This is a genomic window from Parageobacillus caldoxylosilyticus NBRC 107762 (assembly GCF_000632715.1).
GTDB classification, from domain to species: Bacteria; Bacillota; Bacilli; order Bacillales; family Anoxybacillaceae; genus Saccharococcus; species Saccharococcus caldoxylosilyticus.
The window spans coordinates 12,325-32,498 of record NZ_BAWO01000010.1 but is presented as its reverse complement, the minus strand read 5'-3'; the positions used below and the strand labels follow the sequence as shown (position 1 = coordinate 32,498).

General features: G+C 47.4%; 16 protein-coding genes, 2 pseudogenes and 3 riboswitches. Of the genes and pseudogenes, 9 read left to right on the top strand and 9 right to left on the bottom strand.

The features are described 5' to 3' along the window. Positions 1 to 29: 29 nt before the first annotated feature. The 6 genes from GCA01S_RS04150 to GCA01S_RS04125 form a co-directional block, all read right to left on the bottom strand. On the bottom strand, positions 30 to 1,040 hold the full coding sequence (locus GCA01S_RS04150) for an ABC transporter permease (protein WP_017436224.1): 1,011 nt from the start codon (positions 1,038 to 1,040) through the stop codon (positions 30 to 32). Beyond that, entirely contained in the window at positions 985 to 2,532 is a 1,548-nt protein-coding gene (locus GCA01S_RS04145; protein WP_042407473.1) for a sugar ABC transporter ATP-binding protein, read from the bottom strand. Before GCA01S_RS04145 ends, GCA01S_RS04150 begins: the two co-directional genes overlap by 56 nt. Beyond that, positions 2,529 to 3,674, bottom strand: a complete 1,146-nt coding sequence (locus GCA01S_RS04140; protein ID WP_042407470.1) for a sugar ABC transporter substrate-binding protein — start codon at positions 3,672 to 3,674, stop codon at positions 2,529 to 2,531. Before GCA01S_RS04140 ends, GCA01S_RS04145 begins: the two co-directional genes overlap by 4 nt. Continuing rightward, positions 3,661 to 4,731, bottom strand: coding sequence for an S-methyl-5-thioribose-1-phosphate isomerase (mtnA, locus tag GCA01S_RS04135; protein ID WP_042407468.1), 1,071 nt, complete (start codon positions 4,729 to 4,731; stop codon positions 3,661 to 3,663). The genes GCA01S_RS04140 and mtnA overlap by 14 nt, the downstream gene beginning before the upstream one ends. Before the next feature lie 21 nt (positions 4,732 to 4,752). Beyond that, entirely contained in the window at positions 4,753 to 5,955 is a 1,203-nt protein-coding gene (mtnK, locus tag GCA01S_RS04130) for an S-methyl-5-thioribose kinase (protein WP_017436220.1), read from the bottom strand. 82 nt (positions 5,956 to 6,037) lie between these two features. After that, a riboswitch (SAM riboswitch) is annotated at positions 6,038 to 6,203 on the bottom strand. An 85-nt stretch (positions 6,204 to 6,288) separates the two neighbouring features. After that, entirely contained in the window at positions 6,289 to 7,110 is an 822-nt protein-coding gene (locus GCA01S_RS04125) for a carbon-nitrogen family hydrolase (protein ID WP_042407465.1), read from the bottom strand. Positions 7,111 to 7,206: 96 nt separating this feature from the next. Here GCA01S_RS04125 and GCA01S_RS04120 point away from each other — a divergent pair, with 96 nt between their 5' ends. The 5 genes and pseudogenes from GCA01S_RS04120 to GCA01S_RS04100 all read left to right on the top strand — a co-directional run bounded on the left by GCA01S_RS04120 (position 7,207) and on the right by GCA01S_RS04100 (position 11,820). Next, positions 7,207 to 8,400 carry a pyridoxal phosphate-dependent aminotransferase gene (locus tag GCA01S_RS04120; RefSeq protein WP_042407463.1) on the top strand — a complete coding sequence of 398 codons (1,194 nt, stop codon included), beginning with the start codon at positions 7,207 to 7,209 and terminating at the stop codon, positions 8,398 to 8,400. Between the two features lie 141 nt (positions 8,401 to 8,541). Beyond that, positions 8,542 to 8,653: riboswitch (SAM riboswitch) on the top strand. 49 nt (positions 8,654 to 8,702) lie between these two features. Continuing rightward, positions 8,703 to 9,959 (top strand): annotated as a pseudogene (mtnW, locus tag GCA01S_RS04115) (2,3-diketo-5-methylthiopentyl-1-phosphate enolase); the annotation flags it as partial. Further along, complete coding sequence (gene mtnX / locus GCA01S_RS04110; protein ID WP_042407459.1) at positions 9,956 to 10,615, top strand: 2-hydroxy-3-keto-5-methylthiopentenyl-1-phosphate phosphatase; 660 nt, start codon at positions 9,956 to 9,958, stop codon at positions 10,613 to 10,615. The pseudogene mtnW and the gene mtnX, both read left to right, overlap by 4 nt. Then, complete coding sequence (locus GCA01S_RS04105) at positions 10,612 to 11,247, top strand: methylthioribulose 1-phosphate dehydratase (RefSeq protein ID WP_042407457.1); 636 nt, start codon at positions 10,612 to 10,614, stop codon at positions 11,245 to 11,247. Before mtnX ends, GCA01S_RS04105 begins: the two co-directional genes overlap by 4 nt. A gap of 30 nt (positions 11,248 to 11,277) precedes the next feature. Beyond that, entirely contained in the window at positions 11,278 to 11,820 is a 543-nt protein-coding gene (locus GCA01S_RS04100; protein ID WP_042407456.1) for a 1,2-dihydroxy-3-keto-5-methylthiopentene dioxygenase, read from the top strand. A 199-nt stretch (positions 11,821 to 12,019) separates the two neighbouring features. Here GCA01S_RS04100 and GCA01S_RS04095 read toward each other — a convergent pair whose 3' ends face one another. Continuing rightward, positions 12,020 to 12,751 (bottom strand): ZIP family metal transporter, encoded by a 732-nt coding sequence (locus GCA01S_RS04095; protein ID WP_017436213.1) that lies wholly within the window; start codon positions 12,749 to 12,751, stop codon positions 12,020 to 12,022. A 273-nt stretch (positions 12,752 to 13,024) separates the two neighbouring features. Here GCA01S_RS04095 and GCA01S_RS04090 point away from each other — a divergent pair, with 273 nt between their 5' ends. Next, the gene (locus GCA01S_RS04090) at positions 13,025 to 13,468 is read left to right on the top strand and encodes a MarR family winged helix-turn-helix transcriptional regulator (RefSeq protein ID WP_017436212.1); all 444 of its coding nucleotides are present in this window, start codon (positions 13,025 to 13,027) and stop codon (positions 13,466 to 13,468) included. Positions 13,469 to 13,524: 56 nt separating this feature from the next. Further along, a pseudogene (locus tag GCA01S_RS04085) lies at positions 13,525 to 13,698 on the top strand (PduL/EutD family phosphate acyltransferase); the annotation flags it as partial. Positions 13,699 to 13,740: 42 nt separating this feature from the next. Here the strand turns inward: GCA01S_RS04085 and GCA01S_RS04080 are convergent. Next, entirely contained in the window at positions 13,741 to 15,753 is a 2,013-nt protein-coding gene (locus GCA01S_RS04080) for a S9 family peptidase (protein WP_042407454.1), read from the bottom strand. Between the two features lie 308 nt (positions 15,754 to 16,061). Continuing rightward, a complete protein-coding gene (locus tag GCA01S_RS04075; protein WP_042407452.1) occupies positions 16,062 to 17,486 on the bottom strand; it encodes an amino acid permease in 1,425 nt (474 codons plus the stop codon). An 89-nt stretch (positions 17,487 to 17,575) separates the two neighbouring features. After that, a riboswitch (Lysine riboswitch) is annotated at positions 17,576 to 17,757 on the bottom strand. Between the two features lie 157 nt (positions 17,758 to 17,914). Here GCA01S_RS04075 and GCA01S_RS04070 point away from each other — a divergent pair. After that, positions 17,915 to 19,609 (top strand): M3 family oligoendopeptidase, encoded by a 1,695-nt coding sequence (locus tag GCA01S_RS04070; RefSeq protein WP_042407450.1) that lies wholly within the window; start codon positions 17,915 to 17,917, stop codon positions 19,607 to 19,609. A gap of 90 nt (positions 19,610 to 19,699) precedes the next feature. Continuing rightward, positions 19,700 to 20,170: an NUDIX domain-containing protein gene (locus tag GCA01S_RS04065; RefSeq protein WP_042407448.1), complete on the top strand. Its 471-nt coding sequence runs from the start codon at positions 19,700 to 19,702 to the stop codon at positions 20,168 to 20,170. The last annotated feature ends 4 nt before the right edge of the window (positions 20,171 to 20,174 follow it).

Here is a 20,174-nt window from a genome sequence, read left to right as displayed (position 1 = left end):
AGTTTTTTATGCGCATGAATGAAACATTCCTATTTTTTTTGTATATGCGATAAAGCGAGCGCTCCTACTAAAATAACCCCTTTAATAATATCCTGAGCATAATATGGAACGTTCATCATCGTCAATCCGTTGAGCAAAACCCCCATTAAAATCGAGCCAAACAGCGTGCCGATGACATTCGGCTTTCCGGCGCCAAATACGGAAAAGCCGATATATGCGGCCGCTACGCCGTCCATTAAAAAGGAAGCTCCGGCCGATACTTGCCCGGTTCCGATGCGGGAGGCGAGAACAATGCCGCCAAGCGCCGCGAAAAACCCGCTGATGACATATGCATACGTGCGATAGCGGTTGACAGGAATACCCGAAAGCCGTGCTGCTTCAAGATTTTCCCCCGTCATATAAAACAATCTTCCCGGTTTGGTGTACGTCAAAAACAAATGGGAAGCAATGACAATGATTAACATAAGCAAAACGGAAAACGGAATGCCGAACACTTCCCCTTGACCGATAAATAAAAAAGAAGGAATAAATTTGCCCGGCGCCGTTCCTCCGTCTGGAAGCGGCATGTCGTTGTAAATGGAAAATCCTTTCGTATATGTCAGCTGCACACCGTTAATCGCGTACATCGTTGCCAGTGTAGCCAATAAATCCGGCAATTTTAATTTCACAATTAATAACGAGTTTAACAAGCCGACGGCAATTCCCAGTAAAAGCGGAACAAGCAAAGTAACGAGAATTTCCTGGCGGTATAATACGAGCGCCGCGGCGCTGGCGATGGTTGCCAGGCTGACGGTCGAGCCGACGGATAAATCAAATCCATCGACAATAAGGGAAAACGTAATGCCAATCGCAACGAGCGTGACGATGGAAATCGAGCGCAAAATATCGCTGAAATTTTCGTACGTAAAAAAGCGGTCTTGTGTGATGCCAAAATAGGCGATGACAACGAGAATGGCAAGCAATGTGCCATGTTTATATAAAAATTCAAGAAGAGATGGCGCTTGCTTTTTCTTGGCGACCGAAACGGCTGGCTGTGCCATCCATCTCACCTCCGCTGCAGTAATAAATGAGTTGTTCATAGGTGATGTCATGGGCGGGCACGCGTTTGATCAGCTTGCCGTCCACCATGATGTAAATCGTATCGGCAATATCAAGCAGTTCTTGAAATTCGCTTGTTAAATACAAAATCGCTTTCCCTTCGTCGGCAAGGGAACGGATGATTGAAAATACTTCTTGCTTGGCGTTGATGTCAATTCCTTTTGTCGGTTCGTCAAAAATGAATATGCGCGCATCGGTTTTTAACCATTTCCCGATCACGACTTTTTGCTGGTTGCCGCCGCTTAATTGCCGCACGCTCGTCGACAGGAAAGGCGGATGAATTTGCAAGGAATCGACAAGCTGTTTGGCAACGGATGTTTCTTTTTTTTGCCGCACCCACAGCCATTTCGTTAATGAAGATAGTAGCCGGACGGTAAGATTGGTGCGAACTGGTTCCTGAAGAAAAAGTCCTTGTTTTCTCCGTTCTTCCGGAATTAAGCAAATGCCGGCCGCAATCGCCTCTTTTGGGGAAGCAAATGCATAACGTTTTCCGTCGATCCACCATTCGCCGGTTGTTTTGCTGCTGGCAATTAAACTTTCCGCCAGCTCCGTTTTTCCCGCTCCGACAAGTCCGGCGATGCCAACAATTTCCCCTTTATGAACGTAGAGGTCGACCGTTGTATTTGTTTTAGCGATATGAAGCTGTTTCACTTCAAAAAGACGATCATCCCCGTATGTGCGGGTTTCCCTTTGCGCCGTTGTGTAAGAGCGTCCTACCATATAGCGGATCATTTCTTCTAGAGAAAGAGAGGCAACATCGCCATGGTGGACGACGTTCCCATCGCGCAAAATCGTGACGCGGTCGCAAATTTCTTTAATTTCCTTTAATTTGTGAGAAATATAGATAAAGGAAACGCCTTGCGCTTTAAGTTCATTGATAATCGTAAACAGCCGCTTTGTTTCCGTCTCGCTCAGCGCGGCGGTCGGCTCATCCAAAATGATGTAGCGTGCTGAAGAAGACAGGACTTTTGCCAGAACAATCAGCTGTTTTTCATGCAGGGAACATTCGCGAATGAGTTTGGCCGGCGAAATCGACAGGCCGACTCGGCGCAACAGCTCTGCAGCCCGTTCTTTTTGTTGTTTCCATGAAAGCAGTGGCTTTTGTTTTGTCTTTGCGATCTCATCGGCGGCAATATTTTCATAGACAGTCAAGGCGGGAAAGAGAGCCGTATCGACTTCCTGAACCACTAAACCAATGCCCGCCTTTTTGGCATCAGCAGGCGAGGAAAACTGCTGCTCTTTCCCATCAATGGTAATCGTACCTTGATCAGGGGAAAGATCGCCTGCCAGAATTTTCATTAATGTGCTTTTGCCGGCGCCATTCATCCCTAAAAGGGCGTGAACTTCCCCAGGTTGAACATGGAGGCTCACGCCGTTTAATACGTTGATAGTTCCAAACGATTTATAAATATGATTCATATAAAGACCGCTCATTTGTTCTTCACCTGTGCTTCCAGCGTTTTCATCCAAGGGGAAACCGCCACATTCGACTGTCCCCATCCGGCGATGTATTGGTGGAGGTCTTTCATCGACACTTGTTGGTTAGGCAAATCGGATCGTTTGACTAAATGCGGTTCTAGCGAATAAATGTTTGGCGTTCTTTCCCCGGCGATTTTTTGATAAGCAAAGCGGACTTGAACGCGGCCGACTTCCGCCGGGTCTGTTGCGGTCGTAGCGACCCACGGGCTGTTTGGTTTTTGCATTATTTGCAAATCTTCATCGCTTAAATCGATGCCATATACTTTAATTTCATTGCGTCCTGCTTGCTCGATCGCTCGCGTTGCGCCTTTGGCAAATTCGTCCCAAGTCGCAAACACCGCATCAATATCGCCTTTATTCGGATATTTTTTCAAAATCGCTTCCATTTGCGTTTGCGTGTCCAAGGCGGTATTGGCGCTGGCTGTACCGAATTTCGCCACTTCTTTGATGTTCGGATAGCGTTTTTTAAACGCATCGTAAATCACATGGCGCCGCTCCATCGGTGTAAATCCGCCGACCCAAATCGTGACGATGTTTCCTTCGCCGTTTAAGTCTTCGGCCAACGTTTTTAACGTCTTCCAGGCGAGGCTGTAGTCGTCTTGGTCAATGACCGTTACGCCTGGGATGTTTAAATCGTTGTCAAACGCGACGACAGGAATGCCTTTCGCGACCGCCTTTTTCACCGGTCCTTCGAGCGCATCCGCCCGGCCATGGTCTAATAGAATCGCATCAACGTTTTGCGTAATCGCTGTTTCGACATAAGAAGCCATTTTCGTTAAATCGTTGTCCGCATTGTAAATTTGCACTTCGCCGCCAAATTTTTGCACTTGTTCTTTTACCCCGGCGATATATTGCGAAGAAAAGGTGCCAATCGACATTTGCATAATGGCGGCGATTTTAATCGGTTTCTTTAATTTATCAGGGATTTCTGCTTGTTCGGTTGCCGCCGCCGTCGTTTCGGCCGTTTTCTCAGCCGTGCCGTTTTCTTGTTTGGCCGGTTTCGGACTGACGGCATCTTGTTCGTTCATGCAGCCGCTAAGGATGACGATAGCGGAAAAAAGAAGTGCCAATAAATAGTTAAGTCTAAATCGCTTCATGCTGTTCCCCCTTTGCAAATAGTGCTGGAAGTTCCGTTTCATAATTGCCGCGAATGATGCCTTGTTCGGTAATGATAGCCGTAATGAGATGGTGCGGCGTAACGTCAAAGGCCGGATTATAGACGTTTACTCCTTCCGGGGCGATCGGCGTTCCGGCGATATGTGTCACTTCCTCTGGTTTGCGTTCCTCGATTGGAATTTCTTCTCCTGTTTTTGTCGCTAAATCGATCGTTGACAGCGGCGCGGCTACATAAAACGGAATGCCGAATGCTTTAGCCAGCAAGGCAAGGCCAAACGTGCCAATTTTATTGGCTGTATCGCCGTTGGCGGCAATGCGGTCGGCGCCGACGATGACGGCGGTAATGTTTTTCGCCTTGATCGTTTGTGCCGCCATATTATCGGTAATAAGCGTCACATCTACGCCAGCCTGCATTAATTCCCACGTCGTCAATCTTGCCCCTTGCAGGACAGGGCGTGTTTCCGACGCGTACACGTGCAGATTCATTCCTTTTTCTTTCGCCAAATAAAACGGGGCAAGCGCCGTGCCGTAACGGGCGGTGGCGATCGATCCGGCGTTGCAAATCGTTAAAATGCGGTCGCCGTTTTGAAACAAGGAAAGCGCATGTTCCCCGATTCGCCGGCAAACGTCCTCATCTTCAATTTGAATGCGAATCGCTTCATGGACGAGCGTTGTTTTTGCTTCATTGACAGAGGAAGCATGGGCGATGCTGGCAACAAGGCGGTCCAGCGCCCAAAACAGATTGACTGCTGTTGGCCGGGCGCTTGCTAAGTAGTCACGGTCTTTTTGCAACTGTTTTTTAAAATGTTCCAGTGATTCTGTTTCATATTGCCGGGCGGCAAGCGCGAGGCCGTAAGCGGCGGCAATGCCGATTGCCGGGGCGCCGCGCACTTTCAGCGACGCAATCGCCTCCCAAACGTCTTCAATATTTTCCAATTGCAAATATTCCGTCACTAACGGCAGCTTTTGTTGATTTAAAATCGTAATATGCGTGTCGTTCCATTCTACAGAGCGCGGGATTGCGAATGGTTCTGCCATATGGTTCTTCCTTTCATTGTGTTAATTCGTTGGTGCTAGCACTGTTTGGGCGAAAAGAGAACGAATTTCTTTGATGCTAGATAATGTTTCACGTCGCAAGATAAGGCTTCTGCCAAGGCGAAGCGCGTGGCGTTTTGCTTGCAAACGTTCCTCTTTATTTTCGATGCCGTCCAGGTCGGCGACATGTGCCAAGCCAATTGTGCGGCGGATCACTTCGCAGCCGGCAAAGCCGATCGCATCGACAAAGGTATGATGCAGCACCTCTTCTAATAGTCCTTTCGTTTTCGCATACGGTTCGACATTGTGCGTATGCCAAAGTTCAGAAAAGACGGTTGTAAATACTTTCCATGTGTTGTCAATATGAGCAAATAACGGCTCTTGCTGCGATTCTGGGCGGGACAACGCATTTAACAGCAAGTTTGCGAAAAACTGACCGATGTCAAATCCAAATGGACCGTAAAACGCAAACTCTGGATCAATGATTTTCGTTTCTTTGTCGCTGGCGAAAATGCTGCCTGTGTGCAAGTCACCGTGAATGAGTGCATCCCCTTCGGTTAAAAACTTGCGCTTTAATTTGGCAACCTCTAAGTGAAGCTTGTCATCGTTCCAAAGCGATTCGACATCGTCGCGCAGTTCTTCTTCAAAGTTGTTCGTTTCATGATTAAAAAACGGATCGGTAAATACAAGATCTTCCGTGATTTTGCACAGTTCCGGATTGACAAAGCTTTGCGCCAGCTGTTTTTTTTCTTGCTGATTCATGCCGAAATCCGACGTGTAAAATAACGTTTTTGCGATAAATTCGCCGATATGCTGAGATAGAAGTGGATATGTTTTCCCTTCAATCAAGCCTTTGCGGGCAATTTGCAAACGCGACAAGTCTTCCATCACGGTAATGGCTAAAGATTCATCGGAATAGTAAACTTTTGGTACATATTGCGGCGCATAGCCGGCAAATGTGCGCAGCGCATTGCTTTCGATTACCGCGCGTTTTAAGGTGAGCGGCCAGCTTTCCCCAACGACTTTCGCATATGGAAGGGCTTGTTTGATGATAATTCCTTTTTTCGCTTCTTTATCGACGATGCGGAAAACGAGATTAAGGTTACCGTCCCCGATTTCCCGGCAGACAAGCGGCGCTCCTTCGCGGAAGAGGCCGAGGCGCACGGCTAAAGAAATGGCTCCTTGTTCTGTTAACGGTTCATAAACGGATGAATGTGAGATCGACATTGGAATAAAATCCCCCTTCATAACTAAATTAAAAAGCCTCTTTCTGCGTAGAAAGAGGCTTGAAGATTCCAATTCTTCGCACCTCTTATCTTCCAGAAAGAACGAGTCTTTCTGTTGGACTTAGCACCGTGCCCTGCGGAAGGTGGAACTTCCGGCGCCGAAAAAACGTGCGCCCTATCTCACGATAGTATTACGGTCGGTTGCTGGGCTTCATTGGGCCAATTCCCTCAGCCAACTCTTGATAAGAGTATTTTCAGTATATTCATTTTTCGAATTTTTGCTTATGTTAGAAAATATTTGTGCGTTTGATTCGAATCATACACGCTGACGAATTTATTTGTCAATACTTTTTGTAAAATTTTTTTCTGCCGCCTGATAATATTCAGGACGGCGGTCGGCAAAAATCGGGATGCGCGCCCGCACTTCCTGCACTTTTTGCAAATCGATTTGCGCCGTGAGTGCGCAAGGCTCCTCGCTCGCCTCGGCAATGATTTCCCCCCATGGATCGATGATCATGGAATGGCCGGCAAACACGTTGTTCGGGTCGCTGCCGGCGCGGTTGCAAGCGACGACATAGCATTGATTTTCAATGGCGCGCGCCGCAAGCAGCGTGCGCCAATGGGCAAGGCGGGGGAGCGGCCACTGGGCAACGACAAACAGCACTTCCGCCCCCTGGACCGCATGGACGCGGATCCATTCCGGAAAGCGGATGTCATAGCAAATGACACCGGCGCATAAGGTGTTTTCGAGCGTAAATAAACCGGTATCCTCCCCAGGCTGGAGGTAAAGATGCTCATCCATCAACTGAAAGAGGTGCAGTTTGCTGTATTCGCCAACGACCGTGCCGTTTCGGTCGACGACATACATCGTGTTTGTCACGCCTTTTGCCGTTTTTTTGGCGACTGAACCGGCAACAAGATGGACGCGGTACGATTTTGCTAGTTTTGTAATGAACGTTTTCGCGCGTTCGCCGTTTTCATCGGCGATTTCATCGAGACGAGTTAAGTCATAGCCAGTCGTCCATAGTTCAGGAAGAACGATGACATCCGGACGTTCTTTTGCAATTTTTTCTATTTCTCTTTCTACAACCTGTTCGTTTTCGTGCGGACTGCCGAAGACAATATCCAGCTGCAGGCAGGCAATTTTTAATGTCATTCGTGTTCACCTCGAAAAAATTTACTTTACATTTTGATTTTTACGATATATGATGTTGCACTAGAATTTCAAGAAATTTTTGAGAAGGTGTTAAGCATGACAAAACAATTTCCGTTATCCGACCTGTTAGAAGGGCTTCCAAAGCAGTTTTTCGCCTCATTAGTCGCGAAAGTAGCCAAAAAAATCGCGGAAGGATACGATGTCATCAATTTAGGGCAAGGAAATCCGGATCAGCCGACACCGCCGCATATCGTTGAAGCGATGCAAAAGGCGGTGGCAAACCCGAAATATCACAAATATTCGCCGTTTCAAGGGTATTCTTTTTTGAAACAGGCGGTTGCCGAGTTTTACGAACGGGAATACGGCGTGACCGTTGACCCCGAAAAAGAAGTCGCCATTTTGTTTGGCGGTAAAGCGGGGCTTGTCGAGATTCCGCAATGCCTCGTGAATCCTGGTGATATCGTGCTCGTTCCTGACCCGGGGTATCCTGACTATTGGTCGGGGATTGCGCTGGCGCGTGCAAAAATGGTGATGATGCCATTGCGTGCCGAACACGAATTTTTGCCTGATTATAGTGACATTCCTCGCCATATTGCAGAAAAAGCTAAACTTATGTTTTTAAATTATCCAAATAATCCAACCGGAGCGACTGCTTCGCAGGAATTTTTCGAGGAAACGGTGTCGTTTGCCGCCAAGCACGGGATTTGCGTCGTCCATGATTTTGCTTACGGTGCGATTGGCTTTGATGGAAAAAAACCGGTTAGCTTCCTTCAGGCAGAAGGGGCAAAAGACACCGGCGTGGAAATTTATACGTTTTCGAAAACGTATAATATGGCGGGCTGGCGCGTCGCATTTGCCGTCGGCAATGAAAGCGTGATTGCGGCGATTAATTTGCTTCAGGATCATTTATACGTCAGCCTGTTTGGCGCGATTCAGGAAGCGGCAGCAACCGCCCTTCTTTCCTCGCAACGCTGCGTTGAAGAGCTTGTCTCCTTGTATGAATCGCGGCGCAATACGTTTATAGCGGCATTGCGGCAAATCGGCTGGGATGTTGCGCCTCCAAAAGGCTCGTTTTTCGCGTGGCTGCCGGTGCCACATGGGTGGACGTCGGAACGTTTTTCCGATTATTTGCTTGAAAAAGCGCATGTGGCTGTCGCGCCGGGAATCGGATTTGGCGAGCATGGGGAAGGCTATGTACGCGTTGGCTTATTGACGAGCGAAGCCCGTTTGCAAGAAGCAGCGGAGCGGATTGGCAAGCTTTGTCTTTTCGAAAGCGAAAAAAGTGATTGACAACGTCAAAAAATACTGTCATAATTCAAATTAAATTTGCAAGCACGAATTGTTCGAAAAGCGAATACAATATTGTAAGCATTCTTACTATAAAATTTGTAAGCACGAATTGTTCGAAAAGTGAATACAATATTACAAGCATTCTTATCAAGAGTAGGTGGAGGGACAAGCCCGATGAAGCCCGGCAACCGGCTTGGCGGTGATCGCGAAGCACGGTGCTAATTCTTGCAGCGGAAACGCTGAGAGATAAGAAGAGTGTCAATTTTCAATGCCTCTTCTTATGAAGAGGCTTTTTTGATAGAGAAAGAGGGATGAACATGAGCCAACTCATTGCCACCTATGTTATTCATGACGAGAAAGACATAAAGAAAAAAGCAGAAGGAATCGCTCTTGGCTTAACGGTCGGAACATGGACCGACCTGCCTCTGCTGGAACAAGAGCAGCTGCGCAAACATAAAGGGGAAGTCGTCCATATACAAGAGCTGGAAGAAAGCGAACGGGCAAATCAGTATTTTGGCAAACGGCTGAAGCGCGCGATCGTGCAAATCGCTTATCCGACAGTCAATTTCAGCGCTGACATTCCGGCGCTTTTGGCAACGGTGTTCGGCAAGCTGTCTTTAGACGGTGAAGTAAAATTGCTAGATGTAACGCTTCCTGACGCTTGGAAAAAACAATTTCCGGGACCGCGCTTTGGCATCGACGGGATTCGCCGAAAAGTCAATGTATATGACCGTCCGCTTCTCATGAGCATTTTTAAAGGCATTATCGGCCGCGATTTAGCGTATTTAACCGAACAGCTGAAGCAGCAGGCTCTTGGCGGTGTCGATCTTGTCAAGGATGATGAAATTGTATTTGACAGCGATTTGCTGCCGTTTGAAAAACGGATTACAGCAGGCAAAGCGGTGCTCAACGAAGTGTACGAACAGACGGGGAAACGGACGTTATATGCCGTCAATTTAACCGGCAAAACGTTCGAATTGAAAGAAAAAGCAAAGCGTGCGGTGGAGCTAGGCGCCGATGTATTGCTGTTTAACGTCTTTACCTACGGATTGGACGTATTGCAAGGATTGCGCGAGGATGAAGAGATCGCCATTCCGATTATGGCTCATCCGGCGTTCAGCGGCGCGCTTACCCCGTCGGAATTTTACGGTGTTAAAGCGTCCTTGCTGCTTGGCAAGCTGCTTCGTCTTGCCGGGGCCGACTTTGTCCTTTTCCCATCGCCGTACGGAAGCGTCGCGCTCGACAAAGAAGAGGCGCTTGGCATCGCCAAAGAATTAACGGATGAGAAGGAGCCGTTGAAACAGGCGTTTCCGGTGCCGTCAGCGGGCATTTACCCAGGGCTGGTGCCGCTTCTGTTCCGCGATTTCGGCGTCAATAGCATCGTCAACGCCGGCGGCGGCATCCACGGCCATCCAGACGGAGCGGCAGGCGGTGGCAAAGCGTTCCGAGCTGCCATCGATGCGGCGCTTGCCGGCAAATCTTTGCACGAGGCAGCCCGCGAAAATGAGGCGCTGCAAAAAGCGATCGACTTATGGGGTGCAGTAGAGGTGACATCATGACTAAACGAGTGATCTTTTGCGATTTTGACGGAACGATTACGGACAATGATAACATTATCGCGATTATGAAGCAGTTTGCGCCGCCCGAGTGGGAAACGTTAAAAGACGATATATTGGCGCAGCGCATCTCCGTGCAGGAAGGGGTGGGGAAAATGTTTTCCCTGCTCCCATCGAGTCGGAAGGAAGAAATTACGGATTTCATTTTGCAGACCGCCCGTCTTCGCGACGGGTTTCGCGAATTTGTCGCATTTACGAAGGAGCATGATATTCCGCTTTATGTCGTCAGCGGCGGTATCGACTTCTTTGTCTATCCGCTATTAAAAGGGCTGGTCGACAAAGAGCGCATCTTTTGCAACGGCTCTGATTTCAGCGGCGAGACGATCCGCATCACCTGGCCGCATGCGTGCGATGACCAGTGTCAAAACGGCTGCGGCTGCTGCAAGCCGTCTTTGTTGAGAAAACTGGCGGTGCCGGATGCATTTCATATCGTGATCGGCGATTCGATTACGGATTTGGAAGTAGCGAAGCGGGCTGACCACGTCTTTGCCCGCGATTTCCTGCTAGACAAGTGTCAGGAGCTCGATCTTCCGCACACGCCGTTTACAACGTTTTTCGATGTCATTCATTTTTTGCAGACGATGGAGGTAAACGTATGAGCATCGTTGTAAAAAAATGGAGGGAGCTGGCCGAAGTCAAGGCAGAGCTGGCAGAGCGCGATTGGTTTTTCGCCACAAGCGGCAACTTGTCCATCAAGGTGACGGATGAGCCGCTTACTTTCCTCGTCACCGCAAGCGGCAAAGACAAGCGCAAGCAGACCGACGAAGATTTTTTGCTTGTTGACGCATTTGGAAAGCCGGTCGAGAATACAAATTTAAAGCCGTCCGCAGAAACGCTGCTGCATGTGGAAATTTATAATCGGACCAATGCCGGCTGCATCCTCCACGTCCATACAGTTGACAATAATATTATTTCCGAGCTGTACGGAAATAAAGGGGAAGCCGCATTTTCCGGCCAAGAAATCATTAAAGCGTTCGGGCTGTGGGAAGAAGATGCGATGATCCGCATCCCGATTATTCCAAATTACGCACACATTCCGACGCTGGCTAAGGAATTCGCCAAGCATGTCAACGGGGATGCCGGCGCGGTGTTGATCCGCAATCACGGCATTACCGTCTGGGGGCGGGATGCGTTTGAGGCAAAGAAGTTTTTAGAAGCGTGGGAGTTTTTGTTCAGCTGGCACGTCAAGTGGCTGCTGCTGAAGCAGACCGCTGTGCTGCCGGTTGATTAAATCATAAAATTGATAGAGGGGGAAATTCCAATGGCAGTAATCAAAGTGAAAAAAACGGGAGAAGTGATTGAAGGGGATGAAAATGTCCGCAGCTTTTTAAATAAACAAGGCGTGTTGTATGAGCATTGGGACATTAACAAACTGCCGGAACATTTGCGCGACAAATATGTATTGACCGACGAAGAAAAAGAGGAAATTTTGGCGACGTTTAAAGAAGAAATTGAAGATTTGGCGGCGAGAAGAGGCTACAAAACGTGGGATATCGTCACCTTATCGGATGCGACGCCGAATTTGGATGAACTGTTGAAAAAGTTTGAACAAGTGCACATTCATACGGAAGACGAAGTGCGCGCTATTACTGCTGGCCATGGCATTTTTATCATCAAAGGGGACAGTGAAACGGGTTATTTTGATGTCGAACTTGAAGCGGGTGATGTCATTTCCGTGCCGGAAGGAAACCCGCATTATTTCACCTTAATGGACGACCGCCAAGTCGTCGCCGTCCGCCTGTTTATCGATCCGTCCGGCTGGGTCGCCCATCCGTATGAAGAAAAAGAAGAGGTAGGCCAGTAATGGCGATACCCCCCTGTCTTCTTTAGACAGGGGGGTTGTTTCATCGTTTTAGCGCAGGAGACCCCACTTTAATGAATGAAATGAGTAAGTGGGGGAGGAATGCGCCTTCCTCCTTTCTTTTGAGTAAAGCATTGCACTTCTGGGTAGTTACAAGCCCCCTCTTCAAAAGCCTCTAGGCTTTAAGTGGCGGGGTAGTTGACTAAAACGATTCGACTAAAAAAATCATAAATAATATGCCGATGATAAACGAATAGGTGGATGTCCGCTCATGTCCGTCCCCGTGGCTTTCCGGAATCAATTCTTTATAAATAATAAACAGCATCGCTCCCGCGGCAAAGGCAAGGCCATACGGAACCAGCCCGCGAAAGATGGAGGTTAAATAAAAGCCGAGCAAAGAAGTGACAATTTCCACTGCACCGGTTAACGTGGCGATAATAAACGCTTTCCATTTTCCGATTTGCTGGTTAATCAAAAAAAGAGCGACTAAAAATCCTTCTGGCGCGTTTTGCAAGCCAATCGCCAGCGCAATTAAATTACCAGTCTCCGCTGCATTGGAGGCGTAGCTGACCCCGACCGACAATCCTTCGGGAAGGTTATGTAGCGTAATCGCCGCGATAATCAGCAACGCCTTTTCATCAAACTGGATTTCTTTTTGCGTATGCTCTAAATCGATATGCGGCACGGTCATTTCTAAAACCGTTAAAATAAGAACGCCAAGAAAAAGTCCAACCGTTAAGGCGGCAAAGCCTCCCGCCTGCAATGCTCCGGGGATTAAACTCATCATCGAAGCCGCTGTCATAATGCCTGCCGAAAACGCCAGCAATATATCGCGCCAGCGGTGGGTAATCGATTTCGCCAAAAATAAAATCGGCACCGCTCCCAGCCCAGTCGATAACGCCGACAATATACTGCCGATTAATACTTGTTTCATCGAATCCCCCTTTCCGTGCCTCCTGTATTTTTACCATATGCGTTTTCCGCTCGAATGTGATAACCGCCCAAACCATAAACAGAACATATTCATACATTAATATAATAAACAAAAGTCACCAAGTTACGAGTATGATGCCGCCCATGTTGCTTTAAAAAACATTTGCGCCGTATCAAATAGTTAAAGTATAATGCAAGTAAGAAAACGGTGTTTTGCGGAAAGCAACGGGACATGCCTTTATAAATATTTAGCGACAAAAGGGTTTGATTGCAAATGGCGAAGGAGAAGGACATTAAACAATCATTAAAATTGTTTATCGTTTTATCAAGAGCCTATCGGTCTGTTAATGACCAAGTGAATAAATCGATTCAATCGTTCGGCGTCAATCCAACCGAGTTTGCCGTATTAGAGCTGCTTTACCATAAAGGGGATCAGCCGCTGCAGCAAATCGGGGAGAAAATTTTGCTCGCGAGCGGAAGCATTACCTATGTGGTCGATAAGCTCGAAAGCAAAGGGTTGATTGTACGAAGAGCATGCGAGAGAGACCGTCGCGTCACGTATGCTTCGATCACGGAAAAGGGAAGAGCGTTTATCGAAAAGGTTTTTCCGGAGCATGCGCAGACGATTCACGAAACCGTTTCCGGCTTAACTACGGAAGAAAAGGAACAGGCGATTTCGTTATTGAAAAAGTTGGGATACGGAGCAAAAAGGGAATAATTTGCGATTGTTTAACATAAGTGGCTGCCATAAGCAGCCACTTATTTTCAAAAATCGGAGTAAAAGATAAACAAGTCGTAAAAGTAAAAACACAAGGGGAGCGAGCCTTAATTTTTGATGAAGTCATCGTCCGCGTCAGTGGAAACTTCGCGCTCGATATGCATATTGATACAGATGAAGCGAATGCGGCAGGGCTGAAGACAGGGGATTATGTCGAGTTAATTCCATAAATATTCATCGCCATAAAGAGTCCCAGTTACGGGACTCTTGTTTTATGTCAAATGTTGTTCAAACCACCCGACAATATGATTGAGCCGCTCAAGGCGAAGCGCCGGAGGGCCGCTGCGGGAAAGATCATGGTTTGCTTCCGGGAAGCGGACGAGCTTCGTTTCCCGCTTTAAATGTTTCAGCGCGATAAACAGCTGCTCGGCTTGTTCGATCGGGCAGCGGTAATCTTTTTCGCTATGGAGAATCAATAACGGAGTTTGAATGTTCTTTACATATTTCAGCGGAGAATGATGCCAAAGCCGTTCCGGATCGTCCCACACATTGCAGCCGACTTCCCATTCTGTGAAGAAATAACCGATGTCGCTCACACCATAGAAGCTGAGCCAGTTTGAAATCGAGCGCTGCGTTACCGCTGCTTTAAAGCGGTCCGTATGTCCGACGATCCAGTTGGTCATAAATCCTCCGTAGCTTCCGCCAGTGACGCCAAGGCGCGTTTCATCGATAAAATCAAAATGCTCAAGCACATAATCGACGCCGCTCATAATGTCTGCATAGTCCATCCCGCCGTAATCGCCGCGCACCGCGTTGACAAACGTTTGCCCATAGCCATGGCTGCCGCGCGGATTCGTAAACAGCACCGCATATCCTTTGTCCGCAAGCACCTGCATTTCATGGAAAAAAGTAAAACCGTACATTGCGTGCGGACCGCCGTGAATTTCGACGATGAGCGGCACTTTTTGCCCTTGTTCGAGATGAGGGGGCTTCATCAGCCAGCCCTGAATGGTCCAGCCATCACGGGATGGATAGGTGAATGTCTCCGGTTTGGAAAGGATAATCTCTTCTTCCAACTCCTTATTCACATTTGTCAGCTTGTTTCGTTTCCCATCATGAAGAGAAATGGTATGTAAGTCACCAATATGTGTTGGATCGCTAATTGCCGCAATCGCTATATGTTGATGCGGGTGAATCGTTAATCCATACAGATGGAAATCGCCGACTACAGATGGTGTAATGGTTCCGTCCAACGCTACATGATAAAGGTTAACGCGCCCTCGTTCGGAAGCAAGAAAATACATACCGTTTCCTTCTTTATCCCAAATGAGTCCAGGACCTGGCGCGTCGGAATGCATGTCACCTACCATCGCATCACCGACATGGACATCCCAATTGGCGGTAAGCGACCGTTTTTTTCCACCAGCGAGATCGAAAATCCACACTCGATTTAGCGTAGCGCCTAAATATTCGAGTTCATGTCCAATCGCCGCGAGCGCTTTTCCGTCCGGAGACCAGGACAGCGAAGTGAAAAACCCGTTTCCATCTGTGATTTTTGTCGTTTTTCCGCTGTCGATGTCAAGAAGAAATATATCGCGCGCAAACGTAAAATCAGGCTCATCGCTCCGATTGGCGACAAATGCGACTGTTTTGCCGTCAGGAGAGATGGCGAATGAACTGATTTCGTCATCGCCGTCTGTCAGAGCTTGAATCTTGCCTGCTTCTACATCGATGCGGACAAGCAAATCCTGTTTATCATCGCGAAATCCTGCTGCATCGGATTTATATTGCAGCCGCTCTACGACAAGCGGTGTCAGCTCGCGTTTTTCTTTCTCTTTTTTGTTTTGCTCCTCGCGCTCTTCCAGCGTTTCTTCCTTGCCAAGCGAAATGAGTGCTACGAGAAACCGCCCATCCGGCGACCAGCAGTAGTGGCGCACTCCGTTTTTTAATGCGGTTAACTGGCGCGCTTCCCCGCCGTCTGTCGGAAGAATCCAAATTTGTGTTTTGCCGGAGCGGTTGGAAAGAAACGCGATTATTTTTCCATTTGGGGACCAACGCGGAAAAGAGTCTTTTACTTTTCCAAACGTCCATTGTCTCACTTTGCCATCCGCTAATGCCAGGAGAAAAAGGTGGGAGCGATATTCCCGTTCGTCATCAATCGTTTTTTGCACAAAGATGACTTTCTCGCCATCTGGGGAGAATTGTGGGTCTCTCACAAAGCGGATGCGAAACAAATCTTCTGAGGTGATGCCGCGATGTTTTTTCTTTGCGTCCCGTACAGTCATCGAAGACACTTCCTTTTTTAAAAATTTTCTCTATAGTATTTCGATAAACGAATTACTTTTCCTTCTAAAACATGGTAAAATAACGGTATGATAAGGTAACCACCTAACGGACGAATAATCTTTCCGCATTAGGCCGGGAGGATGTGTTTCTGGGCGATTGCTCCATAGAAGAGCGGCTGCAAACGTTTGAAGCACAAATTTCATGCCGCGTGACAAGGCTGATAGATTCGGAGGCAATAGTGATTGATGGAGAAGAAAAGAGAAAAATATAAAAGCGAACGCCCGCGGCTTTCGGACGTTCGCTTTTGTTATGCCGACATTTTTTGTTTTTCTTCTGTTTGCTGCGCCGCTTTTTTCACTTGCGGGTAGAAGAAGATGCCGCTTAAAAGCAGGACAACTCCAAGCATAAACGTTTTGATATCGGCGGTGCCGGCGATGATGACCCAGATGGAATAAATGGTTGCCAGAACGGCAACGATCCCATCGATCATGCGGCCCCGTGCCGCACCCTTGTACGTTTCGCCGGTCAGCGTCAGCTTTAATTGGAAGACAGAGGCGATAAAATACGGGACGAGATACGCTAATGTCGCGATGTAAATGACAAAATCAAACGCCGCTGACATCGAGTTGGAAACTGTTGAAAAAATAAAGATTTGCGCCAATCCATTCGAAAGAACTAAAGAAAAGCTTGGCACTCTCTTTTTATTTTCCTTTAAAAACGCTGGAATAAACAAACCCTGCTTTGCCGCCTGGTATGGCACTTCGGCGCTTAGCAGCACCCAGCCAAGCGTGGAGCCGAGCAAGCTGATTAAACCGAGCCCCGCAAGAATGTAGCCGCCGCTTGGGCCTAAAATCGCAACAATCGCGTCAACAAGCGGTTTTTCCGACTGAATGAGTTCTTTTTGCGGCAATACTCCCATGACAAGCACACTAATGCCGATATAAATCGCAAGGGCAATCAACAAGCCAAGGATTGTCGCACGTTTGACATCGGCTTGTTTGCGCGCACGCGATGCAAAAACAATCGCCGATTCGACGCCGATAAACGCCCATAATGTCGATACCGCCGCATTATTAATTTGCCCTAACAAACCAATGGAATGGCCAGCTTCATCATAACGCGGAGCAACAAGCGAGCCGATGTTGCTTTTTTCAAACGCAAATAAAGCAATGACGATAAATAGGAAAAATCCAAGCACTTTTGCCGCCGTAGCAAGAAAGTTCAGTTTTCCTGCATCTTCAATGCCGCGCAAAATGATGAAATGCATGCCCCAAAGCAGCGCCGTGCAAACGGCAAAGGTGAGCAAGTTTCCTAGTTTTACGTCAAGCGAACCGATGGCAAATAGCGTTTGTTTGCTTGTTAAAATGGGGAAAAACGTCGATAAATAGCTGGCGAATGTCGTAATAATCGCCACGTTGCCGGCGAAGTTGCCGATCCAATATCCCCATGAGGACATAAAGCCAGATAGAATCGAGATGTTCGATCCTTTTGGAAACAATTCTTTTGCATAAATTTGCGGCCCGCCGTTTAATTCCGGCTTGCGGATCGCTAAGTTGCCAAAGACAAGCGCCGTCATTAAGACGCCTGCGCCCGTTAACAGCCATGCGAAAATAACGCCAAGCGGGCTTGCCGCTTCCGCAAGCGAGCGCGGCAGCATGAAAATGCCTGAACCAACCATATTGCCAACGACAAGCGCCGTTAATAACCATAGTCCGAGTTTTTGCTGTTGCACAGTTGATAGCTCCTTCCTGATGCTGATTTGCTTTAGTTTGTTTTTCCTCAAAAAAAATACACCCAAAAGTTTTAACGGGTGCATGAGACATCGTATCCAACTTCTCATCGTTTGTTACAACGATGACAGTCCTGTCCTTGTTCGGATACAGGCCCGGTTTATGGCGTCAGAGTTCGCCGCAAACTTTGGCCATGAGCCCTGACGTGGAAACTCGTCGATTCTATGTGTCTCGTTTCTACTACTCTTGTTCATTGCAACCTCTATCTCATCGATGTAGATGAGAAGAAAAAATATTCAATTGACGTTATTATTATACGTTTTTCGACAAAAACCGTCAACAGCCTTTCTCGATAGAAAAAAAGGATTTTCCGTGCTAAGATGGAATACAAACTAAGATAAGGAAATTGAAAGAAAAGGAAGGGATTTCATTGAAATTTTCCGAGTTTCGCTATGAACGGCCAGATGTGGAGAAGTTAAAAGCATCGTTTCAACAAGCGTTGCAATCGTTTCAGAAGGCGAGCAGCGCGGAAGAACAGAATGAGGCGATGCAGGAAATCAATCGGCTTCGCAACCATTTCAGCACGATGGCAAACATTTGTTATATCCGCCATACGATTGATACGAACGATGAATTTTATAAACAGGAACAAGACTTTTTCGATGAAGTCGAGCCGATTGTCAAAGGGCTTGTGAACGATTATTACCGGGCGCTTGTTTCGTCTCCGTTCCGCTCGCAGCTCGAGGAAAAATGGGGGAGACAGTTGTTTGCGCTCGCCGAGACGGAATTAAAAACATATTCTCCGGACGTGGTGGAAGATCTGCAGCTGGAAAATAAGCTGACGAGCGAATATACGAAATTGGTCGCGTCGGCGAAAATTTTCTTTGAAGGAGAAGAACGGACGTTAGCGCAGCTGCAGCCGTTTGTCGAATCGCCGAACCGCGAGATGCGCAAGCGGGCAAGCGAAGCGCGCTTTGCGTTTTTCCAAGAGCATGAAGAAAAGTTTGACGAGATTTACGATCAGCTTGTGAAAGTGCGCACCGCCATTGCGCAAAAGCTCGGATTTAGAAACTTCGTGGAACTTGGCTATGCCCGTTTAGGTAGAACGGATTATAACGCCGAGATGGTTGCGAAATTCCGCAAGCAAGTCGAAAAGCATATCGTTCCGATTGCTGTCAAGCTCCGCGAGCGGCAACGGGAGCGCATTGGCGTCGAGAAATTGAAATATTATGATGAAGCATTTGTTTTTCCAACAGGGAATCCAACGCCAAAAGGGGACGCAAGCTGGATTATTGAAAACGGGAAAAAGATGTATGAAGAACTGTCGCCGGAAACGGGCGAGTTTTTCCGATATATGATCGAGCATGAACTAATGGACCTTATCGCGAAAAAAGGAAAAGCAAGCGGGGGCTATTGTACATATATCGAAAATTATAAAGCGCCGTTTATTTTCTCGAACTTTACCGGCACATCCGGAGACATCGATGTGCTTACCCATGAAGCGGGACACGCGTTTCAAGTTTACGAAAGCCGCCATTACGAAATTCCGGAATATAACTGGCCGACCTTGGAGGCGTGCGAAATTCATTCGATGAGCATGGAGTTTTTCACATGGCCGTGGATGAAGTTATTCTTCCAAGAAGATGCGGAAAAATATAAATTTTATCATTTAAGCGATGCACTGTTATTTTTGCCGTATGGCGTAGCAGTGGATGAATTTCAGCACTTCGTATACGAAAATCCGAACGCGACGCCGGCGGAACGGAAGCAAGCATGGCGGTCAATCGAACGGAAATATATGCCGACAAGAGACTATGATGGCAACGCTTATTTAGAACGCGGCGGATTTTGGCAGCGGCAAAGCCATATTTACACGACGGCGTTTTATTATATTGACTACACATTAGCACAAATTTGCGCCTTCCAATTTTGGAAACGTTCGCGTGAAAACTATGAAGAGGCGTGGAACGATTATTTGACATTATGCCGTCAAGGCGGAAGCAAGCCGTTTACCGAATTAGTCCGTGCCGCCAACCTTATTTCGCCGTTTGAAGACGGCTGCGTCCGATCGGTAGTCGGCGAGATTGAGCGGTGGCTGAATAGCGTCGATGACAAACAACTTTAACAACAAAAAAAGGAAGAAATCAACGAAGGATTTCTTCCTTTTTTGTTGAATGCAATAGCTTTAGTTTTTCAAAGAAGGGAGAACAATGATATGTATCATATTCGTGTCCGTGCTGGTGCCTTAATTATTGAAAATGATGCTGTGCTTCTTGTTGAGTTTCAAGACGAAAATGGACTGCATTACAATCTTCCAGCAGGCGGCGTAGAACGAGGGGAGTCATTGGTTGAAGCGGTAAAACGGGAGGCATTAGAGGAGGCGGGCGTAGAAGTAGAGGTCGGTCCGATTGCATTTGTACACGAGATAGCTCCTCACTTGCAAAAGAATATTTCTTTAACATCGCCGCATCAAGTAAGCATCATATTTGAATGTAAAAGGATTAACGATTCCTTCCAACTTTGTCCGACTTCGGCGGACGAAAATCAAACAGGGGTAAAATGGATTCCCTTTTCTCATCTCTCTCGGATTATTTTGTATCCAAATATTACCCAGCATATTATTGAGTACGCGAACCATCGCCGCCCATTCAACTTAATCGAGGAACATACATTATCGTACGAATGAGGGG